The 20372-nt window shown below is 61.0% G+C and carries 18 protein-coding genes; 6 read left to right on the top strand and 12 right to left on the bottom strand.

Annotated elements, in window-relative coordinates; genetic code table 11:
* Nucleotides 1-88 precede the first annotated feature (88 nt).
* Nucleotides 89-1198 carry a PQQ-dependent sugar dehydrogenase gene (locus GR212_RS17635; RefSeq protein ID WP_432444378.1) on the bottom strand — a complete coding sequence of 370 codons (1110 nt, stop codon included), beginning with the start codon at nucleotides 1196-1198 and terminating at the stop codon, nucleotides 89-91.
* 554 nt (nucleotides 1199-1752) lie between these two features.
* Between GR212_RS17635 and GR212_RS17630 the strand changes: the two genes are divergently transcribed.
* Entirely contained in the window at nucleotides 1753-2955 is a 1203-nt protein-coding gene (locus GR212_RS17630) for a pyridoxal phosphate-dependent aminotransferase (RefSeq protein ID WP_163987875.1), read from the top strand.
* 141 nt (nucleotides 2956-3096) lie between these two features.
* On the opposite strand, the gene GR212_RS17625 is transcribed toward GR212_RS17630, so the two are convergent.
* A complete protein-coding gene (locus tag GR212_RS17625; RefSeq protein ID WP_432444377.1) occupies nucleotides 3097-4152 on the bottom strand; it encodes a calcium:proton antiporter in 1056 nt (351 codons plus the stop codon).
* 274 nt (nucleotides 4153-4426) lie between these two features.
* On the opposite strand from GR212_RS17625, the gene GR212_RS17620 reads away from it, so the two are divergent.
* Nucleotides 4427-4708: a DUF2188 domain-containing protein gene (locus GR212_RS17620; RefSeq protein ID WP_163987873.1), complete on the top strand. Its 282-nt coding sequence runs from the start codon at nucleotides 4427-4429 to the stop codon at nucleotides 4706-4708.
* Here the strand turns inward: GR212_RS17620 and GR212_RS17615 are convergent.
* Both GR212_RS17615 and GR212_RS17610 read right to left on the bottom strand, forming a co-directional pair.
* Nucleotides 4705-5226: a GrpB family protein gene (locus GR212_RS17615; protein ID WP_163987872.1), complete on the bottom strand. Its 522-nt coding sequence runs from the start codon at nucleotides 5224-5226 to the stop codon at nucleotides 4705-4707. The two genes, GR212_RS17620 and GR212_RS17615, sit on opposite strands and share 4 nt — an antisense overlap.
* Nucleotides 5223-6137, bottom strand: a complete 915-nt coding sequence (locus GR212_RS17610) for a LysR family transcriptional regulator (RefSeq protein WP_163987871.1) — start codon at nucleotides 6135-6137, stop codon at nucleotides 5223-5225. Before GR212_RS17610 ends, GR212_RS17615 begins: the two co-directional genes overlap by 4 nt.
* Before the next feature lie 92 nt (nucleotides 6138-6229).
* Between GR212_RS17610 and GR212_RS17605 the strand changes: the two genes are divergently transcribed.
* Complete coding sequence (locus tag GR212_RS17605) at nucleotides 6230-7207, top strand: SDR family oxidoreductase (RefSeq protein ID WP_204326635.1); 978 nt, start codon at nucleotides 6230-6232, stop codon at nucleotides 7205-7207.
* 108 nt (nucleotides 7208-7315) lie between these two features.
* Here the strand turns inward: GR212_RS17605 and GR212_RS17600 are convergent, their stop codons facing one another.
* From GR212_RS17600 to trxB, 5 genes are all read right to left on the bottom strand, one after another.
* The gene (locus GR212_RS17600) at nucleotides 7316-8428 is read right to left on the bottom strand and encodes an alkene reductase (RefSeq protein ID WP_163987869.1); all 1113 of its coding nucleotides are present in this window, start codon (nucleotides 8426-8428) and stop codon (nucleotides 7316-7318) included.
* A gap of 42 nt (nucleotides 8429-8470) precedes the next feature.
* Entirely contained in the window at nucleotides 8471-9637 is a 1167-nt protein-coding gene (locus tag GR212_RS17595; protein ID WP_163987868.1) for an MFS transporter, read from the bottom strand.
* 2 nt (nucleotides 9638-9639) lie between these two features.
* Nucleotides 9640-9933 (bottom strand): ArsR/SmtB family transcription factor, encoded by a 294-nt coding sequence (locus GR212_RS17590; RefSeq protein ID WP_163988098.1) that lies wholly within the window; start codon nucleotides 9931-9933, stop codon nucleotides 9640-9642.
* A 563-nt stretch (nucleotides 9934-10496) separates the two neighbouring features.
* Entirely contained in the window at nucleotides 10497-11393 is an 897-nt protein-coding gene (locus GR212_RS17585) for a LysR family transcriptional regulator VtlR (protein ID WP_163987867.1), read from the bottom strand.
* 23 nt (nucleotides 11394-11416) lie between these two features.
* Nucleotides 11417-12391, bottom strand: a complete 975-nt coding sequence (trxB, locus tag GR212_RS17580) for a thioredoxin-disulfide reductase (protein ID WP_163987866.1) — start codon at nucleotides 12389-12391, stop codon at nucleotides 11417-11419.
* A 239-nt stretch (nucleotides 12392-12630) separates the two neighbouring features.
* Here trxB and GR212_RS17575 point away from each other — a divergent pair, with 239 nt between their 5' ends.
* The 3 genes from GR212_RS17575 (at nucleotide 12631) to GR212_RS17565 (ending at nucleotide 14986) form a co-directional block, all read left to right on the top strand.
* Complete coding sequence (locus tag GR212_RS17575) at nucleotides 12631-13098, top strand: Lrp/AsnC family transcriptional regulator (RefSeq protein ID WP_015340578.1); 468 nt, start codon at nucleotides 12631-12633, stop codon at nucleotides 13096-13098.
* Between the two features lie 4 nt (nucleotides 13099-13102).
* On the top strand, nucleotides 13103-14005 hold the full coding sequence (locus GR212_RS17570; protein WP_163987865.1) for a glycosyl transferase: 903 nt from the start codon (nucleotides 13103-13105) through the stop codon (nucleotides 14003-14005).
* A 66-nt stretch (nucleotides 14006-14071) separates the two neighbouring features.
* Nucleotides 14072-14986 carry a glycosyltransferase family 92 protein gene (locus tag GR212_RS17565; protein ID WP_163987864.1) on the top strand — a complete coding sequence of 305 codons (915 nt, stop codon included), beginning with the start codon at nucleotides 14072-14074 and terminating at the stop codon, nucleotides 14984-14986.
* Between the two features lie 8 nt (nucleotides 14987-14994).
* Here the strand turns inward: GR212_RS17565 and GR212_RS17560 are convergent, their stop codons facing one another.
* The 3 genes from GR212_RS17560 to carB all read right to left on the bottom strand — a co-directional run bounded on the left by GR212_RS17560 (nucleotide 14995) and on the right by carB (nucleotide 20340).
* Nucleotides 14995-16074 carry a glycosyltransferase gene (locus tag GR212_RS17560; protein ID WP_163987863.1) on the bottom strand — a complete coding sequence of 360 codons (1080 nt, stop codon included), beginning with the start codon at nucleotides 16072-16074 and terminating at the stop codon, nucleotides 14995-14997.
* A 6-nt stretch (nucleotides 16075-16080) separates the two neighbouring features.
* A complete protein-coding gene (gene greA / locus GR212_RS17555; protein ID WP_163987862.1) occupies nucleotides 16081-16557 on the bottom strand; it encodes a transcription elongation factor GreA in 477 nt (158 codons plus the stop codon).
* 297 nt (nucleotides 16558-16854) lie between these two features.
* Nucleotides 16855-20340 carry a carbamoyl-phosphate synthase large subunit gene (gene carB, locus GR212_RS17550; RefSeq protein ID WP_163987861.1) on the bottom strand — a complete coding sequence of 1162 codons (3486 nt, stop codon included), beginning with the start codon at nucleotides 20338-20340 and terminating at the stop codon, nucleotides 16855-16857.
* Nucleotides 20341-20372: the final 32 nt, after the last annotated feature.

Raw genomic sequence — 20372 nt, 5'->3', positions numbered from 1 at the left:
GAGGGGAGAAAGGAGTGAGGCGACCGTTAGCAGTTGCTTTTGCGCCGGGCAAGGGCGAAAGGCGCCACAAGCGGCGCCCCAACGGCCACTAGCTCGCGGCCCTTGAAACCCGAAGAAGGGCGCCGTCGTCTTCATCGGTCGTGATCAGCAGCGCGCCGTCGGGCGCAACCGTGATATCGCGCATGCGGCCGAATTCGCCGTCAAACATGCGCTCCTGTTCGGTGATCTTGCCTTTGCCTTCCTGGCTCAGCCGGGAGAGCAGCTGAAACTTCAGCGCGGTAACCAGGAGGTCGCCGTTCCATTCGGGAAACATCTCGCCGCGATAGACGGCGATGGCGCCGGGGGCGATCGAAGGATCCCAATAGAAGCGAGGTTGCTCCATGCCCGGCTTTGCCGTGCCGATACCGATCTTGGTGCCGTTGTAGTTGACGCCGTAGGAGATAACGGGCCAGCCGTAGTTCTTGCCGGCTTCAGGCGTATTGATCTCGTCGCCGCCCTTAGCGCCGTGCTCGGCGGTATAGAGCCTGTTCGTTTCGCTGTCGAACGTGATGCCCTGCGGATTGCGGTGGCCCTTCGACCAGATTTCGGCAAGCGCGTGCTTGCCATCCTTGAACGGATTGTCGGCGGGGATGCTTCCATCGGCCTTAATGTGGATGATGGAGCCGGCATCGTCGTGGAAATCCTGGGCGCGGTCCTGCTGGCCGCGATCGCCGAGGCTGACGAAGAGGCTGCCATCTCGGGCGATGGCGATGCGCGAGCCATATTGGATGTTGCCGCGCGACAGCTTGTTCATGAGGAAGATGCGCTTCACGTCGGTCAGCTGCTTTTCGTCCCGGGACAGTCCGGCGCGGAAGACGGCCGTGCCGCTTCCGCCATCGCCTGCCACCGAGGCGGTGAAGTAAAGGGTGCGGTTGCTCGAGAATTTCGGGTCCAGCGCCACGTCCAGCAGCCCGCCTTGTCCGCGCGCATAGACCTCCGGCACTCCGACGATTGGAGCGGAGACCTTGCCGTCGCGGACAAGCCGCATGCGGCCAGGGCGCTCGGTAACGAGATAGGCGCCGTCCGGCAGCATCTCGGCCGCCCAGGGGTGCTCGAGCCCCGTGGCTATCGTCTCGACCTTGACGGCCACCTTCTGCGTCTTGATAGTTTGCGCCGGTTCGGCGCGCGAAATTGTTGCCGACAGCAGGGCGCAGGCCATCACGGCGATCGACAATCCCCGAGCACGCATCCTTGCGACCTCCCTATTTATTCCGCCGCTTTCCGCAAGGTGGGGCCGTCATGCCGGCATTCAAGGCTGGCAGTGGGGGAGATAACGCCTTTGTGTTCTTCTCCGCGAGCTATTGGGCTCTTGTTCGACGCCCTCGATCCGGACTGAGATTGAGGTGCCCTCCTGCGATAAAGGTTGGAGATACGCGCGAGGAGATCGGGCAGTTGGGAAGTGTTTGTTCCAAATCGGAAATTTCGATGCTCTTCAGAAGTTGAATCAACTGCTTCGCGTATCGATTCAAGTTTGGGCCGGCCCGTCCGTATCGCGCTGTGATCGATCCCTTCCGGTCTTAGGGGCTGTTCAACCCGTATTGCGGCGCTCCAACCGGGTAAAAGGGACGCATATGGGGCGCCCGGAAAGCCATGAAATAAAGCCACTGTGACGCCTTTATGCTTGAAACGTCGGCCCATATTCGACATAGAGCTTAGCGCAGAAAACTGGTCCGCAGGCTTTCTGCCAATTTCAACCGAATAGGACCGATCACCATGGCCTTTCTTGCCGACGCTCTTTCCCGTGTAAAGCCTTCTGCCACCATCGCCGTTTCCCAGAAAGCGCGCGAGCTGAAAGCAAAAGGACGCGACGTGATCGGCCTCGGCGCCGGTGAGCCGGATTTCGATACGCCAGACAATATCAAGAAGGCCGCCATCGACGCGATCAACCGCGGCGAGACGAAGTACACGCCGGTTTCCGGCATCCCGGAACTTCGCAAGGCAATCGCCGCCAAGTTCAAGCGCGAAAACAATCTGGACTATGCTCCCGAGCAGACCATCGTCGGCACGGGCGGCAAGCAGATTCTGTTCAACGCCTTCATGGCGACGCTGAACCCCGGCGACGAAGTCATCATTCCGACGCCTTACTGGGTTTCCTACCCGGAAATGGTGGCGCTGTGCGGCGGCACGCCGGTTTTCGTCGCGACGACGCAGGCCAACAGCTTCAAGCTGCAGCCCGCCGACCTCGAAAAGGCGATCACGCCGAAGACCAAGTGGTTCATGTTCAACTCGCCGTCCAACCCGTCGGGCGCTGCCTATACGCATGCCGAGCTGAAGGCGCTGACGGACGTGCTGGTCAAGCATCCGCATGTCTGGATCCTGACCGACGACATGTATGAGCACCTGACCTATGGCGAGTTCAAATTCGCCACGCCGGTCGAAGTCGAGCCGAGCCTCTATGATCGCACGCTGACGATGAACGGCGTCTCGAAGGCCTATGCGATGACAGGCTGGCGTATCGGCTATGCCGCCGGCCCGCTGCAGCTCATCAAGGCCATGGACATGATCCAGGGCCAGCAGACCTCGGGTGCGACGTCGATCGCGCAATGGGCTGCCGTCGAAGCGCTGAACGGTCCGCAGGATTTCATTCCGCAGAACAAGAAGATCTTCGAAGGTCGCCGCGACCTCGTCGTGTCGATGCTGAACCAGGCGAAGGGTCTTTCCTGCCCGGTTCCGGAAGGCGCCTTCTACGTCTATCCGTCCTGCGCCGGCCTGATCGGCAAGACGGCTCCGACCGGGAAGGTCATCGAGACGGATGAGGATTTCGTGTCCGAGTTGCTGGAATCGGAAGGCGTTGCCGTCGTGCACGGCTCGGCTTTCGGCCTTGGCCCGAACTTCCGCATCTCCTACGCGACCTCGGAAGAGCTTCTCGAAGAAGCTTGCCGCCGCATCCAGCGCTTCTGCGCAGCCTGCAAGTAAGCGGCCGACGATCTTTCAATGAAAAGCCCGCCAGAAATGGCGGGCTTTTTCGTATTCAGGCCGCTGATTTCCGCTTCATCAATCGATTCAAGCACCTCGCAATTTGATTCCGCCTGCCGGTGCAAGTGCTTGAAATCGGAATCAAAGGCCGAGCGCGGTCAGCATGATGAAGGTGGCGAAGAGAATGAAGTGGGTCATGCCTTCGATGGCATTGGTTTCGCCGTCGTTGAGGTTGATGGCGGCGGCGATCAGGGTAATCATCACCATGACGGTCTGCACCGGCGACATGGCCATGATGAAGGGCTGGCCGGTGTAGAGCGCGATCCCCTCCATGACCGGCACCGTCAGGATGACGGTCGACAGCGAGGCGCCCATGGCGATGTTGACCGTCGCCTGCATGCGATTGCGTAGCGCCGCACGCAGGGCCGTCAGAATTTCCGGTGCCGCCGAGATGGCGGCGACGACGATTGCCGCGATGGCGGGTGGCGCGCCCGTGCCCTTGAGGCCCGTATCCATGAAGGCCGACATGAATTCTGCCAGCGCGCCGATCAGGACGACGCCGATCAGGATGGTGACGATCGAGGTTGTGGTGGATTCGTCATCGTGGTGCTCTTCGGGCACCGCCAGCTTCTTCTCCGTGCGCGGATAGCTGTAGCTGAAGAAGTAGCTGTGCTTGCCCACCTGCATGCGCAGGAAGAGCGCATAGAGCGCGATCATCGCGACGATGGTGAAGGCTGAGTAGTAGTGCCATTTCACATCGGGAATGAATTCCGGCACGATCATCGAAATGCCCATGGCCGTCAGGATCATCACGCCGTAGGTCTTGCTGGAATCGTCATTGTAGGGCTGCTCGCCGTGCTTCAGGCCACCCAGAAGGGCAGCAAGCCCGAGAATGCCGTTGATGTCGAGCATGACGGCGGCATAGATCGTGTCGCGCACCAGCGTCGGTGAACTTTCCCCGCTCATCATGATGGCGAGGATGATGACTTCGACGGCCACGGCCGAGAGCGTCAGGATCATCGTGCCGTAGGGATCGCCGACCTTGACGGCGAGCGTCTCGGCATGATGTGCGACGCGCATGGACGCGAGCACAATCGTTGCGATCAATGCCGCTGCCGCCAGCATCGATGCCGTCTGCCCCATTTCGAGCACCGAATGCTCGCCAACATAGGCGATGACGGCGATTGCCAACGCCACGAAGAGCGCTTTTTCCTGCCTGAACCAGTTTGCTGTAAACACTTCCCCACCTCTGCGCCGATTCACGGTTGCACTCTAAATCAATGATTTCGCACATCAAGCTTGCAGCAGGAGGGTGCGATTTGCAGTCTGTGCCGTTTAATGGAATACTGAATGAATAGTGTCTGCCCAACCCACAAATGTCGCGGCATACTCGAAACCCGTCTCAGATGCACGCGGCCACGTCGGTAACGTCCGGATCCGAAGGTCTTGGCAGATGAGAAGGAGGAAATGAATGGTCAAGGTCGTATACGAAATCGTACCGCATGACGGTGGGTGGGCTTATCGTTTCCATGACGTTTATTCGGAAGCGTTTCCGACGCATTCCGAGGCTGTCGAGGCTGCCAGGATCGTGGCGGCCGAGCAGCAGGTCGGGGGCGACTCGGCTGAGATCAGCTGGCAGGACGAGAGCGGCAAGTGGCATGAGGAATATGCCGATGGCGGCGACCGCCCGGAAACGGAGGTCATTGACGGCCAGTCGCATTTCCCGCCCGTGGACACGGCGCCCGGCGCCTAGATCTTCCGCAGGCTGATCGCCTTTTCGACGATGGTGTCGATGAAGTGATGCTTCTCGGCGGTATAGCGGTCGCCGTCGTGCCGGTGGATTTCGGCAAGTTCCAGTTTCAGCGTGGCATAGGCCGCGGCATCTGCAGGGTTTGCCCGAAGATGGTCGCGAAATATCATTCGTCGCTCATGTGTCCGGTTGTTCGGCGGGCAGAGATAGACGCGTTCCGGCGGGCTGCTGTCGCGTCGCATGAACGCCCAGACCTCGTCATCGTAGCGATTGCCGCGCGGTTCGTAGCCTTGCTCCAGGAGAATGCGCGTCGCCGGGGGGATGTCGGCGGAACCGCGCAGGACGATGTCGATATCGATGAGCGGCTTTGCGGCAAGGCCGGGAACCGATGTGCTGCCGATATGCTCGATCGTCGTGACGCAAGGCGTCAGCAATCGTTCGAGCTTGTCACGGATACGTTCGAAATCCTCTGGCCAAGCCGGGTCGTACGGCACGAGCTCGACGGCCGTTCCCGCAATCATGGCCGTCCCCCGGCATCGTTTTCCTTTACATAGTCCAGCAATCCGGCGACGAGAGCGTCGAAGGTCACGCGGCAGCGCGGCGATGTCTTCAGGTTTTCGTGCATCACGATCCAGGTCTCTATCGACAATTCGATCTCCGGCAGCAGGCGCACGAGGCTCACGTCGCGTCTTGCGAGCGGCGTCTGATAGAAGCCGATACCGATGCCTGCGCGCAACGCGTTATGCAGCGCCGTGCTGTGGTCGGAGCGAAAGCTGAAGGAGACGCCGTCGAGCATCGGATAGCGCTTCAGCATCGTGCGTATATAGGCCGTCTGGCGATCGAAGCCGATCATCTTGTGCCTGCGGCGCAATTCCTCGATCGTTTCGGGTTTGCCATGTCGCTCGATGTAGCTGCGATGGGCGTAGAGGCCGAGCGAGATGGTGCCGATATGCCGGGCCAACAGGGCTTCCTGGGCGGGCGCGACCATGCGCACGGCGATATCGGCCTCGCGCTGCAGCAGGTCTTCCACCGCGTCGGAGGGGGAAAGCTCCACGATGAGTTCGGGATATTGCGCCTGCAGCGTCGCGAGGATCTGCGGCAATACTTCCGTTCCGATGACCTCGCTGGCACTGATGCGTACCGTGCCGCTGACCTTGTCTCGCGAGCCGGACGCCGCGCGCAGCAGGGCGGCGGTCGTGCTGGCCAGTGTCTCCGCATAGGGTTTCAGGACGAGTGCGGCGTCCGTCGGCAACAGGCCCTGTTGCGATCGCGTAAACAGCTCGGCACCGACCGACTGTTCCAAGGCGTCGACATGACGGCCGACCGTCGGCTGCGTCAGCCCAAGGTCGCGGGCGGCGGCCGATAGCGAGCCGTGCTCCAGCACGGCAAGGAAGGTACGATAGAAATCCCAGCTTGGCTCCGGTGCCGTCATACATTTATGTATATCATCTGCAGATTTTTCCGCAATTTCGTTTATTGTCGGCGCGGAGCATAGTCTGCCCATCGAAACCGATGGAGATGACCATGAGCAACCAGACAGACCATACGAAAACCGCCCTGATACTCGGCGCAACCGGCGGCATTGGCGGCGCGGTTGCCGAGGGGCTCGCCCTTCGCGGCTGGCGCATCCGGGCGCTGAACCGCAACGCAGCCGAAGCCGCTCGCCGCCAGCCGGAATTCGACTGGCTTCAGGGCGATGCCATGCGGGCGGAAGATGTCCTCAAGGCTGCCGAAGGAGCCGATGTCATCGTGCACGCGGTCAACCCGCCCGGCTATCGCAACTGGGCGCAGGTCGTGCTGCCGATGCTGGACAATACGATCGCTGCGGCCAAGGCGGTCGGCGCGCGCATCGTGCTGCCGGGTACGGTCTATAATTTCGGCCCTGACGTATTCCCCAATGTCACCGAGGATAGCGCGCAAAAGCCGAAGACCCGCAAGGGGGCCATCCGCGTACAGATGGAGCGGCGTTTGAAAGCCGCCGCGGAGCAGGGCGACACCCCGGTCATCATCGTTCGTGCCGGCGATTTCTTCGGCGGGGCCCGTGCCAACAGCTGGTTTTCCCAGGCCATGGTGACGCCAGGCAAGCTGATCCGCTCGATGACCTATCCGGGCAAGCGGGGCCTCGGTCATCAATGGGCTTATCTGCCCGATGTTGCCGAGACGATGATCAGGCTGATCGAGAAGGGCGACGAACTGCCGACCTTTGCCGTCTATCATATGCGCGGTCATTGGGATGGCGACGGCAGGCAGATGGTCGATGCCGTGCAGCGCGTGCTGGGGCACAAGGTAAAAGTGAAGGCATTTCCCTGGTGGACCGTGCCTCTGGCCGCTCCCTTCGTTCCGTTCATGCGGGAGCTGCGCGAAATGAGCTATCTCTGGGACGTGCCGCTGCAGATGCGAAACGACAAGCTGCTGGCCGTGCTCGGCGAAGAGCCGCATACGCCGATCGATGTGGCCATCCGCGCAAGCCTGACGTCGATCGGCTGCCTGCAGGCCGCCTGATGCTGCATCCGGTGCCGCCCGCTTCGTGTCTAACGCCGCTATGCAACACCCTCGCAACATGGTTGCGAGGGTGCCTGTCGATATCAGGACCTTATGGGGAAGACCGGCTCAGGCTGCTTCGTCAAGCGTCGGATAGTCGGCATAGCCCTTGGGGCCGCCGCCATAGAGCGTTGCCTGATCGAACGGAGCAAGCGGCGCGTTTTCCTTCAGGCGGCGGACCAGATCCGGATTGGAGATGAAGGGCTTGCCGAAGGCAACGACATCGGCCTTGCCGCTTTCGACAGCTTCGATCGCCATCTCGCGGGTGTAGGCATTGTTGACCATCCAGCCGGCCTTGCCGCCTGCGGCCTTATAGGCTGCGTGCAGGGCGTCATAATCGAAGGGCAGGAAGTCGCGCTTGCCGCCGGTCTGGCCTTCGACGACGTGGACATAGGCGAGACCGTACTTCGCCAGGCCTTCGACGACATGGGTGAAGAGCGGCTGCGGAGCCGGGTCGCTGGCGTCGCCGGACGGCGTGACCGGCGAAATGCGGATCGCCGTGCGGCCGGCGCCGATTTCCTTGGTGACGGCATCGACCACTTCGAACAGGAAGCGGGCGCGATTCTCGATCGAGCCGCCATATTGGTCGGTGCGATCGTTGATATTGCCGCGCAGGAACTGGTCGATCAGATAGCCATTGGCGCCGTGGATCTCGACGCCATCGAAGCCGGCATCGATCGCGGCGCGGGCGGCCTTGCGATAATCTTCGATGATGCCCGGGATTTCCGAGGTTTCGAGTGCGCGGGGCTCGGAGACGTCGGCAAAACCGCCGGTGCCGTCACTATTGACCAGATAGGTCTTCGAATTTTCAGCGCGACGGGACGTCGAGGATACCGGCTTGCCGCCGTTCGGCTGCAGGCTTGTGTGGGAGATGCGGCCGACATGCCACATCTGCACGACGATCTTGCCGCCATTGGCGTGGACGGCGTCCGTGACTTTCCTCCAGCCGTCGAGCGCTTCCTTGGTGTAAAGGCCGGGCACGTCGGCATAGCCCTGGCCCTGGTGGGTGATGGCGGTTGCTTCGGTGATGATGAGGCCGGCTGTCGCGCGCTGGGCGTAGTACTTGACGTTCAGCTCGTTCGGCACGGCATTCGGCGAGCGATTGCGCGTCAGCGGCGCCATGACGATGCGGTTGGCAAGGGAGATATCGCCAAGCTTCGTCGGTTCGAACAATTTGGTCATGGATCGTCCTTTCTATGGGGGAGACGGTGGAAGAGGGAAGGATCAGGACGAGGCGAGAGCCTCGCCCTTTGGGCGCATGGTGGAGAAGGTCAGCAAAACGGTCAGGAAACCCAGGATCGCCATGGCCGAGCCGGCGAGCGGCACCTGCGCCAGGGAGAAGCCTTCGTCGATGACAACGCCGCCGATCCAGGCACCGAGCGCATTGCCGGTGTTGAAGGCGCCGATGTTGATGGTCGAGACGAGGTTGGGTGCGTCCTTGCCGAAGGCAACGACGTTGATCTGCAGCGCGGGTACGGCGGCAAAAGCGGCGACGGCCCAGAGGAAAAGCGTGATTTCCGCGCCGATGAAGGAATGAATGGTCACGCTGAAGATCGCCGATGTTACCGCGATCGCCAGGAAGACGCCGGCAAGCGTGGTGCCGAGCCGCCAGTCTGCCAGCTTGCCGCCGATCAGGTTGCCGATCGTCAGGCCGACGCCGATCGACAGCAGCGTCCAGGTCACGGCTTCAGGCGAGACACCCGTCACGTCGCGCAGCATGGGAGCGATGTAGGTGAAGAGCGCGAACATGGCGGCCGAGAAGAACACGGTCGTTAGCAGTGCCAGCCAGAGACTGAGGCCGCGCAGAGCCGCGATTTCGCGACCGAGACTGCTCTGGCGCGCCTCCTCGCTCTTTGGCAGCACCGCGGCGAGGCCGGCGATCGAGGCGGCGCCGAGAAGCGTGACGACCCAGAACGGCGCCCGCCAACCGAAGGCCTGGCCGAATGCCGTACCGAGGGGAACGCCGAGCACGTTTGCGAGCGTCAGGCCAGTAAACATCAGGGCGACGGCGCGTGCCTTGCGGTCTTCCGGCACTAGGCTCGCCGCGACGACCGAGCCGATGCCGAAGAAGGCGCCGTGGCAAAGTGCGGTGACGATACGGGCGATCATCAACACCCAGTAGTTCGGGGCAATGGCGCAAAGAAGATTGCCGAGAATGAAGAAGCCCATCAGCATGATGAGCGCCGAGCGGCGGCGCAAATGGGCGGTCGAGACAGCCATGATCGGTGCGCCGACCGCAACGGCCAGGGCATAGCCGGTGACGAGCCAGCCGGCTTGCGGAATGGTGGCGCCGAGATCGGAGGCGACTTCAGGCAGCAGCCCCATGATGACGAATTCGGTCGTGCCGATCGCGAAGGAGCTGAGAGCGAGAACGAGAAGCGCAAGAGGCATGTTCAGAGTTCCTTTTGCAGGGCGTCGAGGAATTCCGCGATGGTTTCCTCGTTGCGCTTATAGAAGATCCATTGACCAAGGCGCCGCGTCGTCACCAGGCCGGCCCGGTGCAGCGTGCCCAGATGTGCCGAGACCGTGGATTGCGACAGGCCGCAGCGTTCGAACTGGCTAGCGCAGACACCGAGCTCGAGCGGATGCTCCTGTGTCGGAAAATGAGCCTGGGGATCTTTGAGGTGGCTGAGTATCTCGAGCCTGCCTGGATGAGCCAGCGCCTTCAGTATCTCGTTCTTGTCCATGATGTTCACTGCGTCAATATCGAATAATTTCGATTTATGTATCGACGCGTCTCGATATATCAAGGGTGCTGCGAAAGATTATTTTTGCAAGGCAGCCAATACGAATGCTTAGAAATTGGGCAAAAAAAGAGGGCCACCGGAATGAACCAGGGCCCTTATAGGTGTGAAGGTCAAAACCTCCAGAGGGGAACAGCCAATGCGGTGGAACTGGGAGGAAAAGCCACCGTGTGCATCAGCTGTGTGCGTTATGATGCTAATTTGTGCAGTGCGCAATGCTTTTTTGTGCATGGCAGTTATGCGTTTGCGACGCCGGCGTCAAAAAGGCAAAAAAAAGGGCCACCGGAGTAAACCAGGGCCCTATAGGTATGAAGGTCAAAAACCTCCAGAGGGGAACAGCCAATGCGGTGGAACTGGGAGGAAAAGCCACCGTGTGCATCAGCTATGTGCGATATGGTAGTTAAATGTGCAGGCTTCAACTCTATTTTGTGCATATCAGCTATGCATAATACGCGCGGCTGATATATTAGTCGTAAAAAATGTTCGTTATCAGTGACTTACGTTCGCTAGAAATTCCAGTTACGAGCCTTCGTCACGATAAAATCACGAAAAACCTTGAGCTTAGCTGCGTTTTTCATTTCGTCGGGATAGCAGAAATAGGTGTCGAAGGACGGAACGTCGGCATTGATCGCGAGCTGAATGAGGCCCGGGTCGCGGCCGACGATATAGTCCGGCAGCACCGCGATGCCGATGCCGAGCAGGCAGGCGCGCTTGATCGACGTCTGGCTGTTGATCTGCAGATGCGGTAGGCGCTTGTTATCGGAGGACCGGCCGGCGATTTCCAGCCAGTTGACGTCGAGCAGGTAGTTCGGTGCCGGTTCGCCAAAGCTGATGATGCGATGATTGTCCAGATCCTCCACCGACTGCGGCTCGCCGTAGCGGTTGATGTAGGAGGGGGCCGCATAGACGTGCATGTGCACGGTGAAAAGCTTGCGCTGGATCAGGTCCGACTGTTGCGGCTGGCGCAGACGGATGGCGCAATCGGCATGGCGCATGTTCACATCCAGCTCCTCGTTGTCGAGGATGAGCTGGATCTGCATATCGGGATAGAGCTGCAGGAACTCCTGGATCTTGTCGGTCAACCAGCCCTGGCCGAGGCCAACCGTCGTCGTCACGCGCAACTTGCCGCTCGGCTTGTCGGTCGTCTCGGTCAGTTGCATCTTGACCGTTTCGAGCTTCAGCAAAACGTCGTGTGCGGTGCGGTAGAGCAGCTCACCCTGTTCGGTCAGGATGAGGCCGCGCGCGTGGCGATGGAAGAGTTTTATACCGACGTCCTGCTCAAGCGCGCTGACCTGTCGGCTGATTGCGGACTGGGACAGATGCAGTTTATCCGCCGCATGCGTGAACGAACCCGCTTCGGCAGCCGCGTGAAAAATACGCAGCTTGTCCCAATCCAATGGCATGCCGTTTCCCCTCATCGGCTGCATCACTCCGCAGCCACGGCGACGGGCATGTGCCCTGTCAAGTAGCGTTCCGCCTCAAGCGCCGCCATGCAGCCCATCCCCGCCGCCGTGATCGCCTGTCGGAACGTATCGTCGGTCACGTCACCGGCGGCATAGATGCCTTCGACGGTGGTCGCGGTCGAATCGGGAGCGGTCCAGAGATAGCCATTGTCCTTGAGTTTCAACTTGCCCTTGAAGAGTTCGGTCGCCGGAGCATGACCGATCGCGACGAATACGCCGTCGATCGTCGTTTCGGTGACGGCGCCGGTGCGCACATCGCGCAGGCGCGCGCCTGTCACGGACGGCGGCATCGGCGGCTTGGCCGACGCGCCGGTGATTTCGGCGACTTCGGTATTCCAGAGAATCTTGACGTTTGCCTTGGCGAAAAGGCGCTCCTGCAGGATTTTTTCGGCGCGGAAGGAATCACGGCGATGAACGACCGTCACCGACTTGGCGATGTTGGAGAGATAGAGCGCCTCCTCGACGGCGCTGTTGCCGCCGCCGACCACGATCACATCCTTGTTGCGATAGAAGAAGCCATCGCAGGTGGCGCAAGCCGATACGCCGAAGCCCTGGAAGTGCTGTTCGCTCTCGATGCCCAGCCATTTGGCCTTGGCGCCCGTGGCAATAATGAGGGTGTCGGCGGTCCATACCTGGCCGCTATCGGTGCGGGCGACGAAAGGACGCTGGCTGGTGTCGACCTCGGTTACGAGGTCGTTGACGATTTCGGCGCCGACATGCTGGGCCTGCAGCAGCATCTGCTCCATCAGCCACGGGCCCTGGATCGGATCGGCAAAGCCCGGATAATTCTCGACATCCGTCGTGATCATCAACTGGCCGCCCTGTTCCAGACCAGCGATCAGAACGGGCTGTAGCATCGCTCGCGCGGCATAAACCGCGGCGGTATAGCCGGCTGGGCCGGAGCCGATGATGAGCACCTTCGTGTGGCGGGCAGGCATAGTCAGTCCTTTCAATTTCGGCGATTGGGAAACCGCGGCTTCAAACGCGCAAAGCAGGCGATTTCGCGATCAGCCGCTTCATTTATGATTGCCTTATGCATTTATTCAAGGGCAGCCTTGCATTACCAACAGAGCAAATCTGCTTTGTGTAAGAATCGGTTACGCAGGAGAAACTTTCTTGCGTATTTCCGTGCCTTATATAGAAGCTGGCGAGGGGGAATTAAAGAAAGGCAATAAAAGTGCTTCGCGCTGAGCTCGATGCCATCGATATCAAGATTCTGCGGGAACTCCAGCGAGACGGACGGATGACCAACGTCGAGCTTGCGGACCGGGTGGGCATTTCCGCGCCGCCATGCCTGCGCCGGGTGCGCAAGCTGGAGGAGGCCGGCGTCATCGAAGGTTATCACGCCATGCTGAACAGCCCGAAGCTGGGCTTCGATCTCGTGGCGTTCTGCATGGTTGGCCTCAAGCATCAGTCCGAGGCCAATCTCAAGGCTTTCGCCAGTGCCACTTCTGCCTGGCCGTTGGTGCGGCAGGCGTGGATGGTCTCGGGCGACAGCGATTTCCTGCTGCACTGCGTTGCGGAAAATCTCACCCGCTTCCAGGATTTCGTCATCGAAGTTCTGACCGCGAACGAGCATGTCGACACCGTGCGCACCATGCTGACCATTCGACAGGTCAAGAAGCTCGGTCTGGTGGAGCTCTAGGCGGATGGCGGATCGCCCCTGGCACAGGTCGCTGATCAAATCCGGCGTGCGCCTTTTCCTGGGCGGTTCGCTGGCTCATGTACAGGACTGGTTCCCGGGGCTCAGCATCGTTCGCAGCCAGAATATCAGCGAGGTGCACTATCGCGGGGTCAAAGTCGCGAGTCTTGCCGGCATGGACCGGCTGCGGGAGCGCTCCGGCGACACGATCTATATCGTCGGTTCGGGGCCATCGATTCGCGATTGCGACCTGAGGGGGCTGGAACCCGGAAGCGCCATTCTTCTCAACGGTGCCATCGGAACGATCGGCAATCAGATCGACGAGCCGCTGGCCATCGCCATCGAGGACGAGCGCTTCGTCTGGCGGCATATCGACATGATGCGCAAGAAGATCGGGCCCGGTTCGCTCTGCCTGTTCTCCATCTCGGTGCTGCGCGCGCTTTGCGAGATCGACAAGAGCTGGCTGGCGGACAAGACGATCATTCTGATCGACGACATTCGCAAGCCGTACGGCGCTCGCCGCCGTTCGCTCGACGATCTCAAAAAGCTGCAATATGTGCGTCTGGATGCCGAAGGGTCGGCTGGTTTTTCGCTCTCGCCGGATCGTGGCGTTTTCCTGGGTGGATCCGTCGCCGTGTCGGCCCTCCAATTTGCCCTTTATTGCGCGCGGCGTGAGATCGGCTTTCTGGGAATCGATATTTCCAATGCCGGCGAGCCTCGCTTCTATGAGACCGGCGGCGATACCGCCTTTTCCGGCATCGCGCGGGCCGAGGGCCGCATCATCGAGCATCTTGTGCTTGCCCGTGAGATTGCCGCCGAGCGTGGCATCTCCTTCGTCAACTATTCTCCGGTCTCGGCACTCTTGAAATATGATTTCGGCTATGACGACAGGTTCGCCGCGAAGGCGTGACGCTTGCCGGAGGACGGCGGGGATCCGCGCCGGCAGGTTTGAAGTGAGGTTGCAGGAATGAAGCTCATGCGCTGGCTGAAACCGAAAGCGTCCGATGCCAAGAAACTGGCCATCGATCCGCCCGAGCCACGGGCAGGGCGCCACGGCATCGCCATTGCCGCCTGCGTGAAGAACGAGGCTCGCTACATCGAGGAATGGGTCCGCTTCCACCAGGCAGTCGGCATTCGTCACTTCTATATCTATGACAACGGCTCCGTGGACGAGACGCGCATAATTCTTCGCAGCCTGCTGAATGAAGACGCGCTGACGATCATTCCCTGGGCCGGGCGCATGCGCGACGCGGCGACATCGGCAATGCTGAACGGCCAGGTCATCACTTTCGCACATGCCATACTGAACTTCGGCGGTGACTATCGGTGGATGGCGTTCATCGATGTCGACGAATTCCTGCTGCCGAAGGAAGCGGCGACCGTCGAGCAGGCGCTGGACGCGGTCGGAGATTTTCCGAATGTGTCGCTGCCCTGGCATATGTTCGCGACCAGCGGCCATGAGACGCCGCCTGATGGGCCCCTGACCCTGAACTATACGATGCGTGGCGCCGATCCGATGACAACAAAGGAAAGTGTCAGCAATTTCAAATGCATCGTCGATCCTTGCGAAGTGACCGAGGTCAGCGTGCATCAATTCCAGACGCGTGCTTACGGCGATCTCACCGCCAATGACGCCGGTAAGCGGTTTACGCGGCGGGCGCGGAAGTCCCCCGAATTCTATTCGAACCGTTTCCTGCAGCTCAACCACTACTATACGAAATCCCGGCAGGAGTTGATGGAGAAGCTGGCGCGGGGATGGGCCTACGATAGCAATGCGACGAAATATCGGGACAAGGTCCTGTCGGTCGTCAAGAGCATCGAGGAAGACATGGTCGACGATCGTTCGATGATCGATTTCATCGAACGCAATCATATCGACCTCGGTCGCTGATCGGCCGCCTATTTGTTGGCGACGAGCAGGCGCTTGTAAACGTCGCCGATAGCGGTCGCTTCCTTTTCCAGCGCGAATTCGCTGCGCACATGGCGCACGCCATTCTCGCCATGGCGAAGCGCCTCCTCCGGATTGGCCAGATAGAAGGCGATTGCCTTGGTCAGAGCCTCGCCATCACCCGCGGGCACGACGGCGCCGGTCTCGCCCGGAACGATCATCTCGGCATAAGCGCCGGCATCCGAGGCGACGACCGCCGTGCGGGAGGCCATGGCTTCAAGCGGCGTCAGGCCGAAGCCTTCGTTGCGGGAAGGGGCAACGTAGAGGGTGGCGCGGCGATACCAGGGCTTGATATCGTCGACTTCGCCCATGAAGCGGATGCGGTCGGCAAGGCCCGCGGCTGCCACCATCTTCTCCAGCTCGTCACCGAAGCCGCGATGTTCGGCCGTGACGCGGCCGCAGACCACAGCCGTCCAGTCCGGATAGCGTGGCAGAAGCTCGATCATTGCCTTGACGAAAAGGTCAGTGCCCTTCTGGTGTCGGACGCGGCCGAAGCAGCCGATCATATAGGTGCCGGGCAGTCCGGTCGCGGCCATGCGGTCGTCGGGCTTTTCGGGTGGATGAAAGCGGTTGAGATCGACGCCGTGCTGAATGACGGTGTGCGGCACCTGGAGAAAACTGCCCGAACGGGTGCTGGTCGCGATCACCGCATCCATGCGGCGGATGAGCCAGCGCGTATAGCCGGTGTGGCGGCGCTGGGCTGCCGAGGTGAAAACCAGCTTGAGAGGCATGCGCAGAATGGAGCGCAGCAACAGGCCCACAAGCATTTCGTTGTTGCGGCGGGCATGCCAGATGCGTACGCGATAGCGGCGCGGCCGCATCCAGAGGCCTGGCAGTCTGAGCCAGCCGAGCCTTGGCAACTCCTCGGGCAGGCCGGGGCCGAGCGTGGCGACATGATAGCCCAGCTCGACCTGTTTGGGGATCAATTGCACGATCGTGGAGGTAACGCCGGAAAGCCGGCGTTTGAAATTCGTTGCTATGATTTCGATCTCAGCGAGATCGCTTGCATGCGCTGAATCGCGATCGCGCACGGGCGATCAGCCCCAGGTAATGGAGAGGATTTCGTAGCCCTTGGCGCCGCCGGGTGCATTGACCTCGATGGAATCGCCGACTTCCTTGCCGATCAGCGCACGCGCGATCGGCGAGGAGATGGAGATGCGGCCTGCCTTCACGTCGGCTTCCTGATCGCCGACGATCTGATAGACCTTCTCTTCCTCGGTGTCTTCATCGACGAGCTTCACCTTCGCGCCGAACTTGATCTTCGAGCCGGACATCTTGGTGAGGTCGATGACTTCCGCACGCGCGGTCAGATCTTCGAGTTCGCTGATACGGCCTTCGTTGTGGCTCTGTGCTTCCTTGGCAGCGTGGTACTCGGCATTTTCGGACAGATCGCCATGGGCGCGTGCTTCCGCAATTGCCTCGATGATTCGCGGGCGCTCTTCCTGCTGACGCCAGCGCAGTTCTTCCTGCAGCTTGACGAACCCGTTCTGTGTCATCGGTACCTTTTCAACCATTTGCCTTGTCCTTCACTCCCTGCGCTGCTCTTCCGCACACACAAAAGAAAACAGGTTCCGAAGCGGTACTTCGGAACCAGTAGAGCCATAACTTTTGCATCTATAGCAGATTGCGACAGCCGATTTCCAGAAAATTCGATGCTTTAAGGAATGCCGTTCCTGCCTCATCCATACCGAAGCCCATTAGCCGCGACCGGCGAAGAGGCGTCTTTTATCAACGTCACATCGGCCGGCCGAAGCCGGGATGAATGTGAGCTGGCTATCGTTTCTCACATCCGTCCCGGCGAATTCCACCTGTCAGAAATAGCTCTGCAGCGGCTGGACCTCGAGGTTTCCGGCCTTCAGTGCCTTGATCGCCATGGCTGCGGCTTCGGCACCGGCCATGGTGGTATAGTAGGGCACCTTCTGCATCAGCGTCGCGCGGCGAAGCGACTTGGAATCCGAGATCGCCTTGTTGCTGTCGGTCGTATTGATGACGAGCTGGACCTGGCGGTTGCGGATGGCGTCCTCGATATGCGGGCGGCCTTCCAGCACCTTGTTGATCTTGGTGGCCTCGATGCCGTTTTCGGCAAGGAAGCGCTGGGTTCCGCCGGTGGCGAGCACCTTGAAGCCCAATTCCACCAGCATGCGGATAGCAGGCAGGACGCGCGGCTTGTCGTCGTCGCGAACGGAGACGAAGACGGTCCCGTCACGCGGCAATTCGACGCCGGCGCCGAGCTGCGACTTGGCGAAAGCCAGCGCAAAATCCGTGTCCAGGCCGATGACTTCGCCCGTCGAGCGCATTTCCGGTCCGAGCAGGGTATCGACGCCGGGGAAGCGGGCGAAGGGGAAGACGGCTTCCTTGACCGCAATATGCTTCAGTTTGCGCGGATCGGGCTTTTCGCCATAGGCGGCAAAGGTCGCATCCAGCTTCTCGCCGGCCATGACGCGGGCGGCGATCTTGGCGATCGGCGCGCCGATGGTCTTGGCGACGAAGGGCACCGTGCGCGAGGCGCGCGGGTTGACTTCGAGCACGTAGACGGTGCCGTCCTTGATGGCGAACTGGACGTTCATCAGGCCGCCGACGTTCAACGCCTTGGCCATGGCCTTCGCCTGGCGCTCCAGCTCGTCGATCATGGCAGGTGAGAGCGTGCGCGGCGGCAGCGAGCAGGCCGAGTCGCCGGAATGGATGCCGGCCTCTTCGATATGCTCCATGATGCCGGCGACATAGACGTCGGTGCCGTCGGACAGGCAATCGACGTCGACTTCGATGGCGTTCGCAAGATAGCTGTCGAACAGGAGCGGGTTCTTGCCGAGCAGCGTGTTGATCTGGCCGGTCTTGTCGTTCGGATAGCGCTGCTTGATGTCTTCCGGCACCAGTTCGGGAACGGTGTCGAGCAGGTAGGTCTGGAGCTGGCCTTCCGAATGCAGGATCTGCATGGCGCGGCCGCCGAGAACGTAGGACGGGCGCACGACCAGCGGGAAGCCGATTTCGGAGGCGACGAGGCGAGCCTGCTCGACCGAATAAGCGATGCCGTTGTTCGGCTGGTTCAGATCGAGCTTCATCAGCAGCTTCTGGAAGCGGTCGCGGTCTTCGGCGAGATCGATCGCGTCCGGCGCTGTGCCAAGGATCGGAATGCCGTTCTTTTCGAGCGCTTCGGCAAGCTTCAGCGGTGTCTGGCCGCCGAACTGGACGATGACGCCGACGACTTCGCCGTTTGCCTGCTCGGCCTTGAGGATTTCAATGACGTCTTCGGCCGTCAGCGGTTCGAAATAGAGACGATCCGACGTATCGTAATCGGTCGAAACCGTTTCCGGGTTGCAGTTGATCATGATCGCTTCATAGCCGGCATCCTTCAGCGCGAAGGCGGCGTGGCAGCAGCAATAGTCGAACTCGATGCCCTGGCCGATGCGGTTCGGGCCGCCGCCGAGGATGACGACCTTCTTGCGGTCGGAAACCTGTGCTTCGGAGCGGGCGGCGCCGACGAAAGGGGTCTCGTAGGTCGAATACATATAGGCCGTCGGCGAGGCGAACTCGGCCGCGCAGGTGTCGATGCGCTTGAAGACGGGGCGAACGTTGAGGCTGTTGCGCAGCTCCGCCACTTCCTTCGGACGCTTGCCGGTCAAGGTCGCCAGACGCGCGTCGGAGAAGCCCATGGACTTCAGCATGCGCAGGTTGGCCTCATCCTGCGGCAAGCCATGCTCGCGGATGCGGGCTTCCATATCGACGATGTTCTTGAACTGGGCGATGAACCAGGGGTCGATCTTGCAGCCTTCGTGTACCTCTTCCGGCGTCAGGCCGAGGCGCAGCGCCTGGGCGACCATGCGCAGGCGGTCCGGCGTCGGGGTGCCGATGGCGGCGCGGATGGCGTTGCGGTCTCCTTCGCCCTCTTCGGTGCCGGGGATTTCGATCTCGTCGAGGCCCGTCAGGCCGGTTTCAAGACCGCGCAGCGCCTTCTGCAGCGATTCGGCAAAGGTGCGGCCGATCGCCATGACTTCACCGACCGACTTCATGGCCGTGGTCAGAACCGGCGAGGCGCCGGGGAACTTCTCGAAGGCGAAGCGCGGGATCTTGGTGACGACATAGTCGATCGAAGGTTCGAAGGATGCAGGCGTCGCGCCGCCGGTGATGTCGTTTTCCAGTTCATCCAGCGTATAGCCGACAGCGAGCTTGGCCGCGATCTTGGCGATCGGGAAGCCGGTGGCCTTCGACGCCAGAGCCGAGGAGCGCGAGACGCGCGGGTTCATTTCGATGACGACGAGGCGGCCATCCTTCGGATTGACCGCGAACTGCACGTTCGAGCCGCCGGTTTCGACGCCGATCTCGCGCAGGACGGCGATCGAGGCGTTGCGCATGATCTGGTATTCTTTGTCCGTCAGCGTCAGCGCCGGGGCAACGGTGATCGAGTCGCCGGTATGGACGCCCATCGGGTCGATGTTTTCGATCGAGCAGATGATGATGCAGTTGTCCGCCGTGTCGCGGACGACTTCCATCTCGAATTCCTTCCAGCCGAGCACCGATTCTTCGACCAGCACTTCGGTCGTCGGCGAGGCATCGAGGCCGCCGCCGACGATTTCGAAGAATTCCGAGCGGTTGTAGGCGATGCCGCCGCCGGTGCCGCCGAGGGTAAAGGACGGGCGAATGATGGCAGGCAGGCCGACATGATCGATCGCCTGGGCGGCAATCGCCATGGCATGGCTCATATAACGCTGCTTGCGGTCGCTCTCGCCGAGGTTCCACTGGTTTTCCAGCGCGTCGAGGGCCTTGTCGAGTTCGGCGCCCGAAAGCTGGGCCTTCAGCTTGCTGCGTTCGGCCTCATGCGTCTTGCGGTCGGCATCCTTGATGTCGGTGGCGTTCGCCAGCATGGAGCGCGGCGTCTCGAGGCCGATGCGGGCCATGGCTTCGCGGAAGAGGGCCCGGTCTTCGGCCATGTCGATGGCGGCGGGCTTCGCGCCGATCATTTCGACATTATAACGGTCGAGCACACCCATGCGCTTCAGCGAAAGCGCGGTGTTGAGTGCGGTCTGGCCGCCCATGGTCGGCAACAGCGCGTCCGGGCGCTCCTTGGCGATGATCTTGGCGACGACCTCGGGCGTGATCGGCTCGACATAAGTCGCATCCGCCAGGCCCGGGTCGGTCATGATCGTTGCCGGATTGGAGTTGACGAGGATGACGCGGTAGCCTTCCTCCTTCAGCGCCTTGCAGGCCTGCGTGCCGGAATAGTCGAATTCGCATGCTTGCCCGATAACAATCGGTCCTGCACCGATAATGAGGATCGACTTGATATCTTGGCGCTTCGGCATGGGCTCTCATCCATTTTTTCGTTGCGCCAAAA

It is taken from the genome of Martinezella lusitana, assembly GCF_010668395.1.
GTDB classification, from domain to species: Bacteria; Pseudomonadota; Alphaproteobacteria; order Rhizobiales; family Rhizobiaceae; genus Rhizobium; species Rhizobium lusitanum_A.
The sequence above is the reverse complement of the archived record's forward strand: the minus strand, read 5'-3'. Positions and strand labels throughout refer to the sequence as shown.

What these genes read in the sequence shown, in the direction of transcription:
- GR212_RS17590 (WP_163988098.1), bottom strand. Translation starts at nt 9,933, where the DNA reads ATGGACAAGAACGAGATACTGAAGGCGCTGGCTCATCCAGGCAGGCTC.
- greA (WP_163987862.1), bottom strand. Translation starts at nt 16,557, where the DNA reads ATGGTTGAAAAGGTACCGATGACACAGAACGGGTTCGTCAAGCTGCAG.
- GR212_RS17620 (WP_163987873.1), top strand. Translation starts at nt 4,427, where the DNA reads ATGGTCAAGGTCGTATACGAAATCGTACCGCATGACGGTGGGTGGGCT.
- GR212_RS17600 (WP_163987869.1), bottom strand. Translation starts at nt 8,428, where the DNA reads ATGACCAAATTGTTCGAACCGACGAAGCTTGGCGATATCTCCCTTGCC.
- GR212_RS17630 (WP_163987875.1), top strand. Translation starts at nt 1,753, where the DNA reads ATGGCCTTTCTTGCCGACGCTCTTTCCCGTGTAAAGCCTTCTGCCACC.
- GR212_RS17570 (WP_163987865.1), top strand. Translation starts at nt 13,103, where the DNA reads ATGGCGGATCGCCCCTGGCACAGGTCGCTGATCAAATCCGGCGTGCGC.
- trxB (WP_163987866.1), bottom strand. Translation starts at nt 12,391, where the DNA reads ATGCCTGCCCGCCACACGAAGGTGCTCATCATCGGCTCCGGCCCAGCC.
- carB (WP_163987861.1), bottom strand. Translation starts at nt 20,340, where the DNA reads ATGCCGAAGCGCCAAGATATCAAGTCGATCCTCATTATCGGTGCAGGA.
- GR212_RS17585 (WP_163987867.1), bottom strand. Translation starts at nt 11,393, where the DNA reads ATGCCATTGGATTGGGACAAGCTGCGTATTTTTCACGCGGCTGCCGAA.
- GR212_RS17605 (WP_204326635.1), top strand. Translation starts at nt 6,230, where the DNA reads ATGAGCAACCAGACAGACCATACGAAAACCGCCCTGATACTCGGCGCA.
- GR212_RS17595 (WP_163987868.1), bottom strand. Translation starts at nt 9,637, where the DNA reads ATGCCTCTTGCGCTTCTCGTTCTCGCTCTCAGCTCCTTCGCGATCGGC.
- GR212_RS17610 (WP_163987871.1), bottom strand. Translation starts at nt 6,137, where the DNA reads ATGACGGCACCGGAGCCAAGCTGGGATTTCTATCGTACCTTCCTTGCC.
- GR212_RS17565 (WP_163987864.1), top strand. Translation starts at nt 14,072, where the DNA reads ATGCGCTGGCTGAAACCGAAAGCGTCCGATGCCAAGAAACTGGCCATC.
- GR212_RS17615 (WP_163987872.1), bottom strand. Translation starts at nt 5,226, where the DNA reads ATGATTGCGGGAACGGCCGTCGAGCTCGTGCCGTACGACCCGGCTTGG.
- GR212_RS17635 (WP_432444378.1), bottom strand. Translation starts at nt 1,198, where the DNA reads ATGGCCTGCGCCCTGCTGTCGGCAACAATTTCGCGCGCCGAACCGGCG.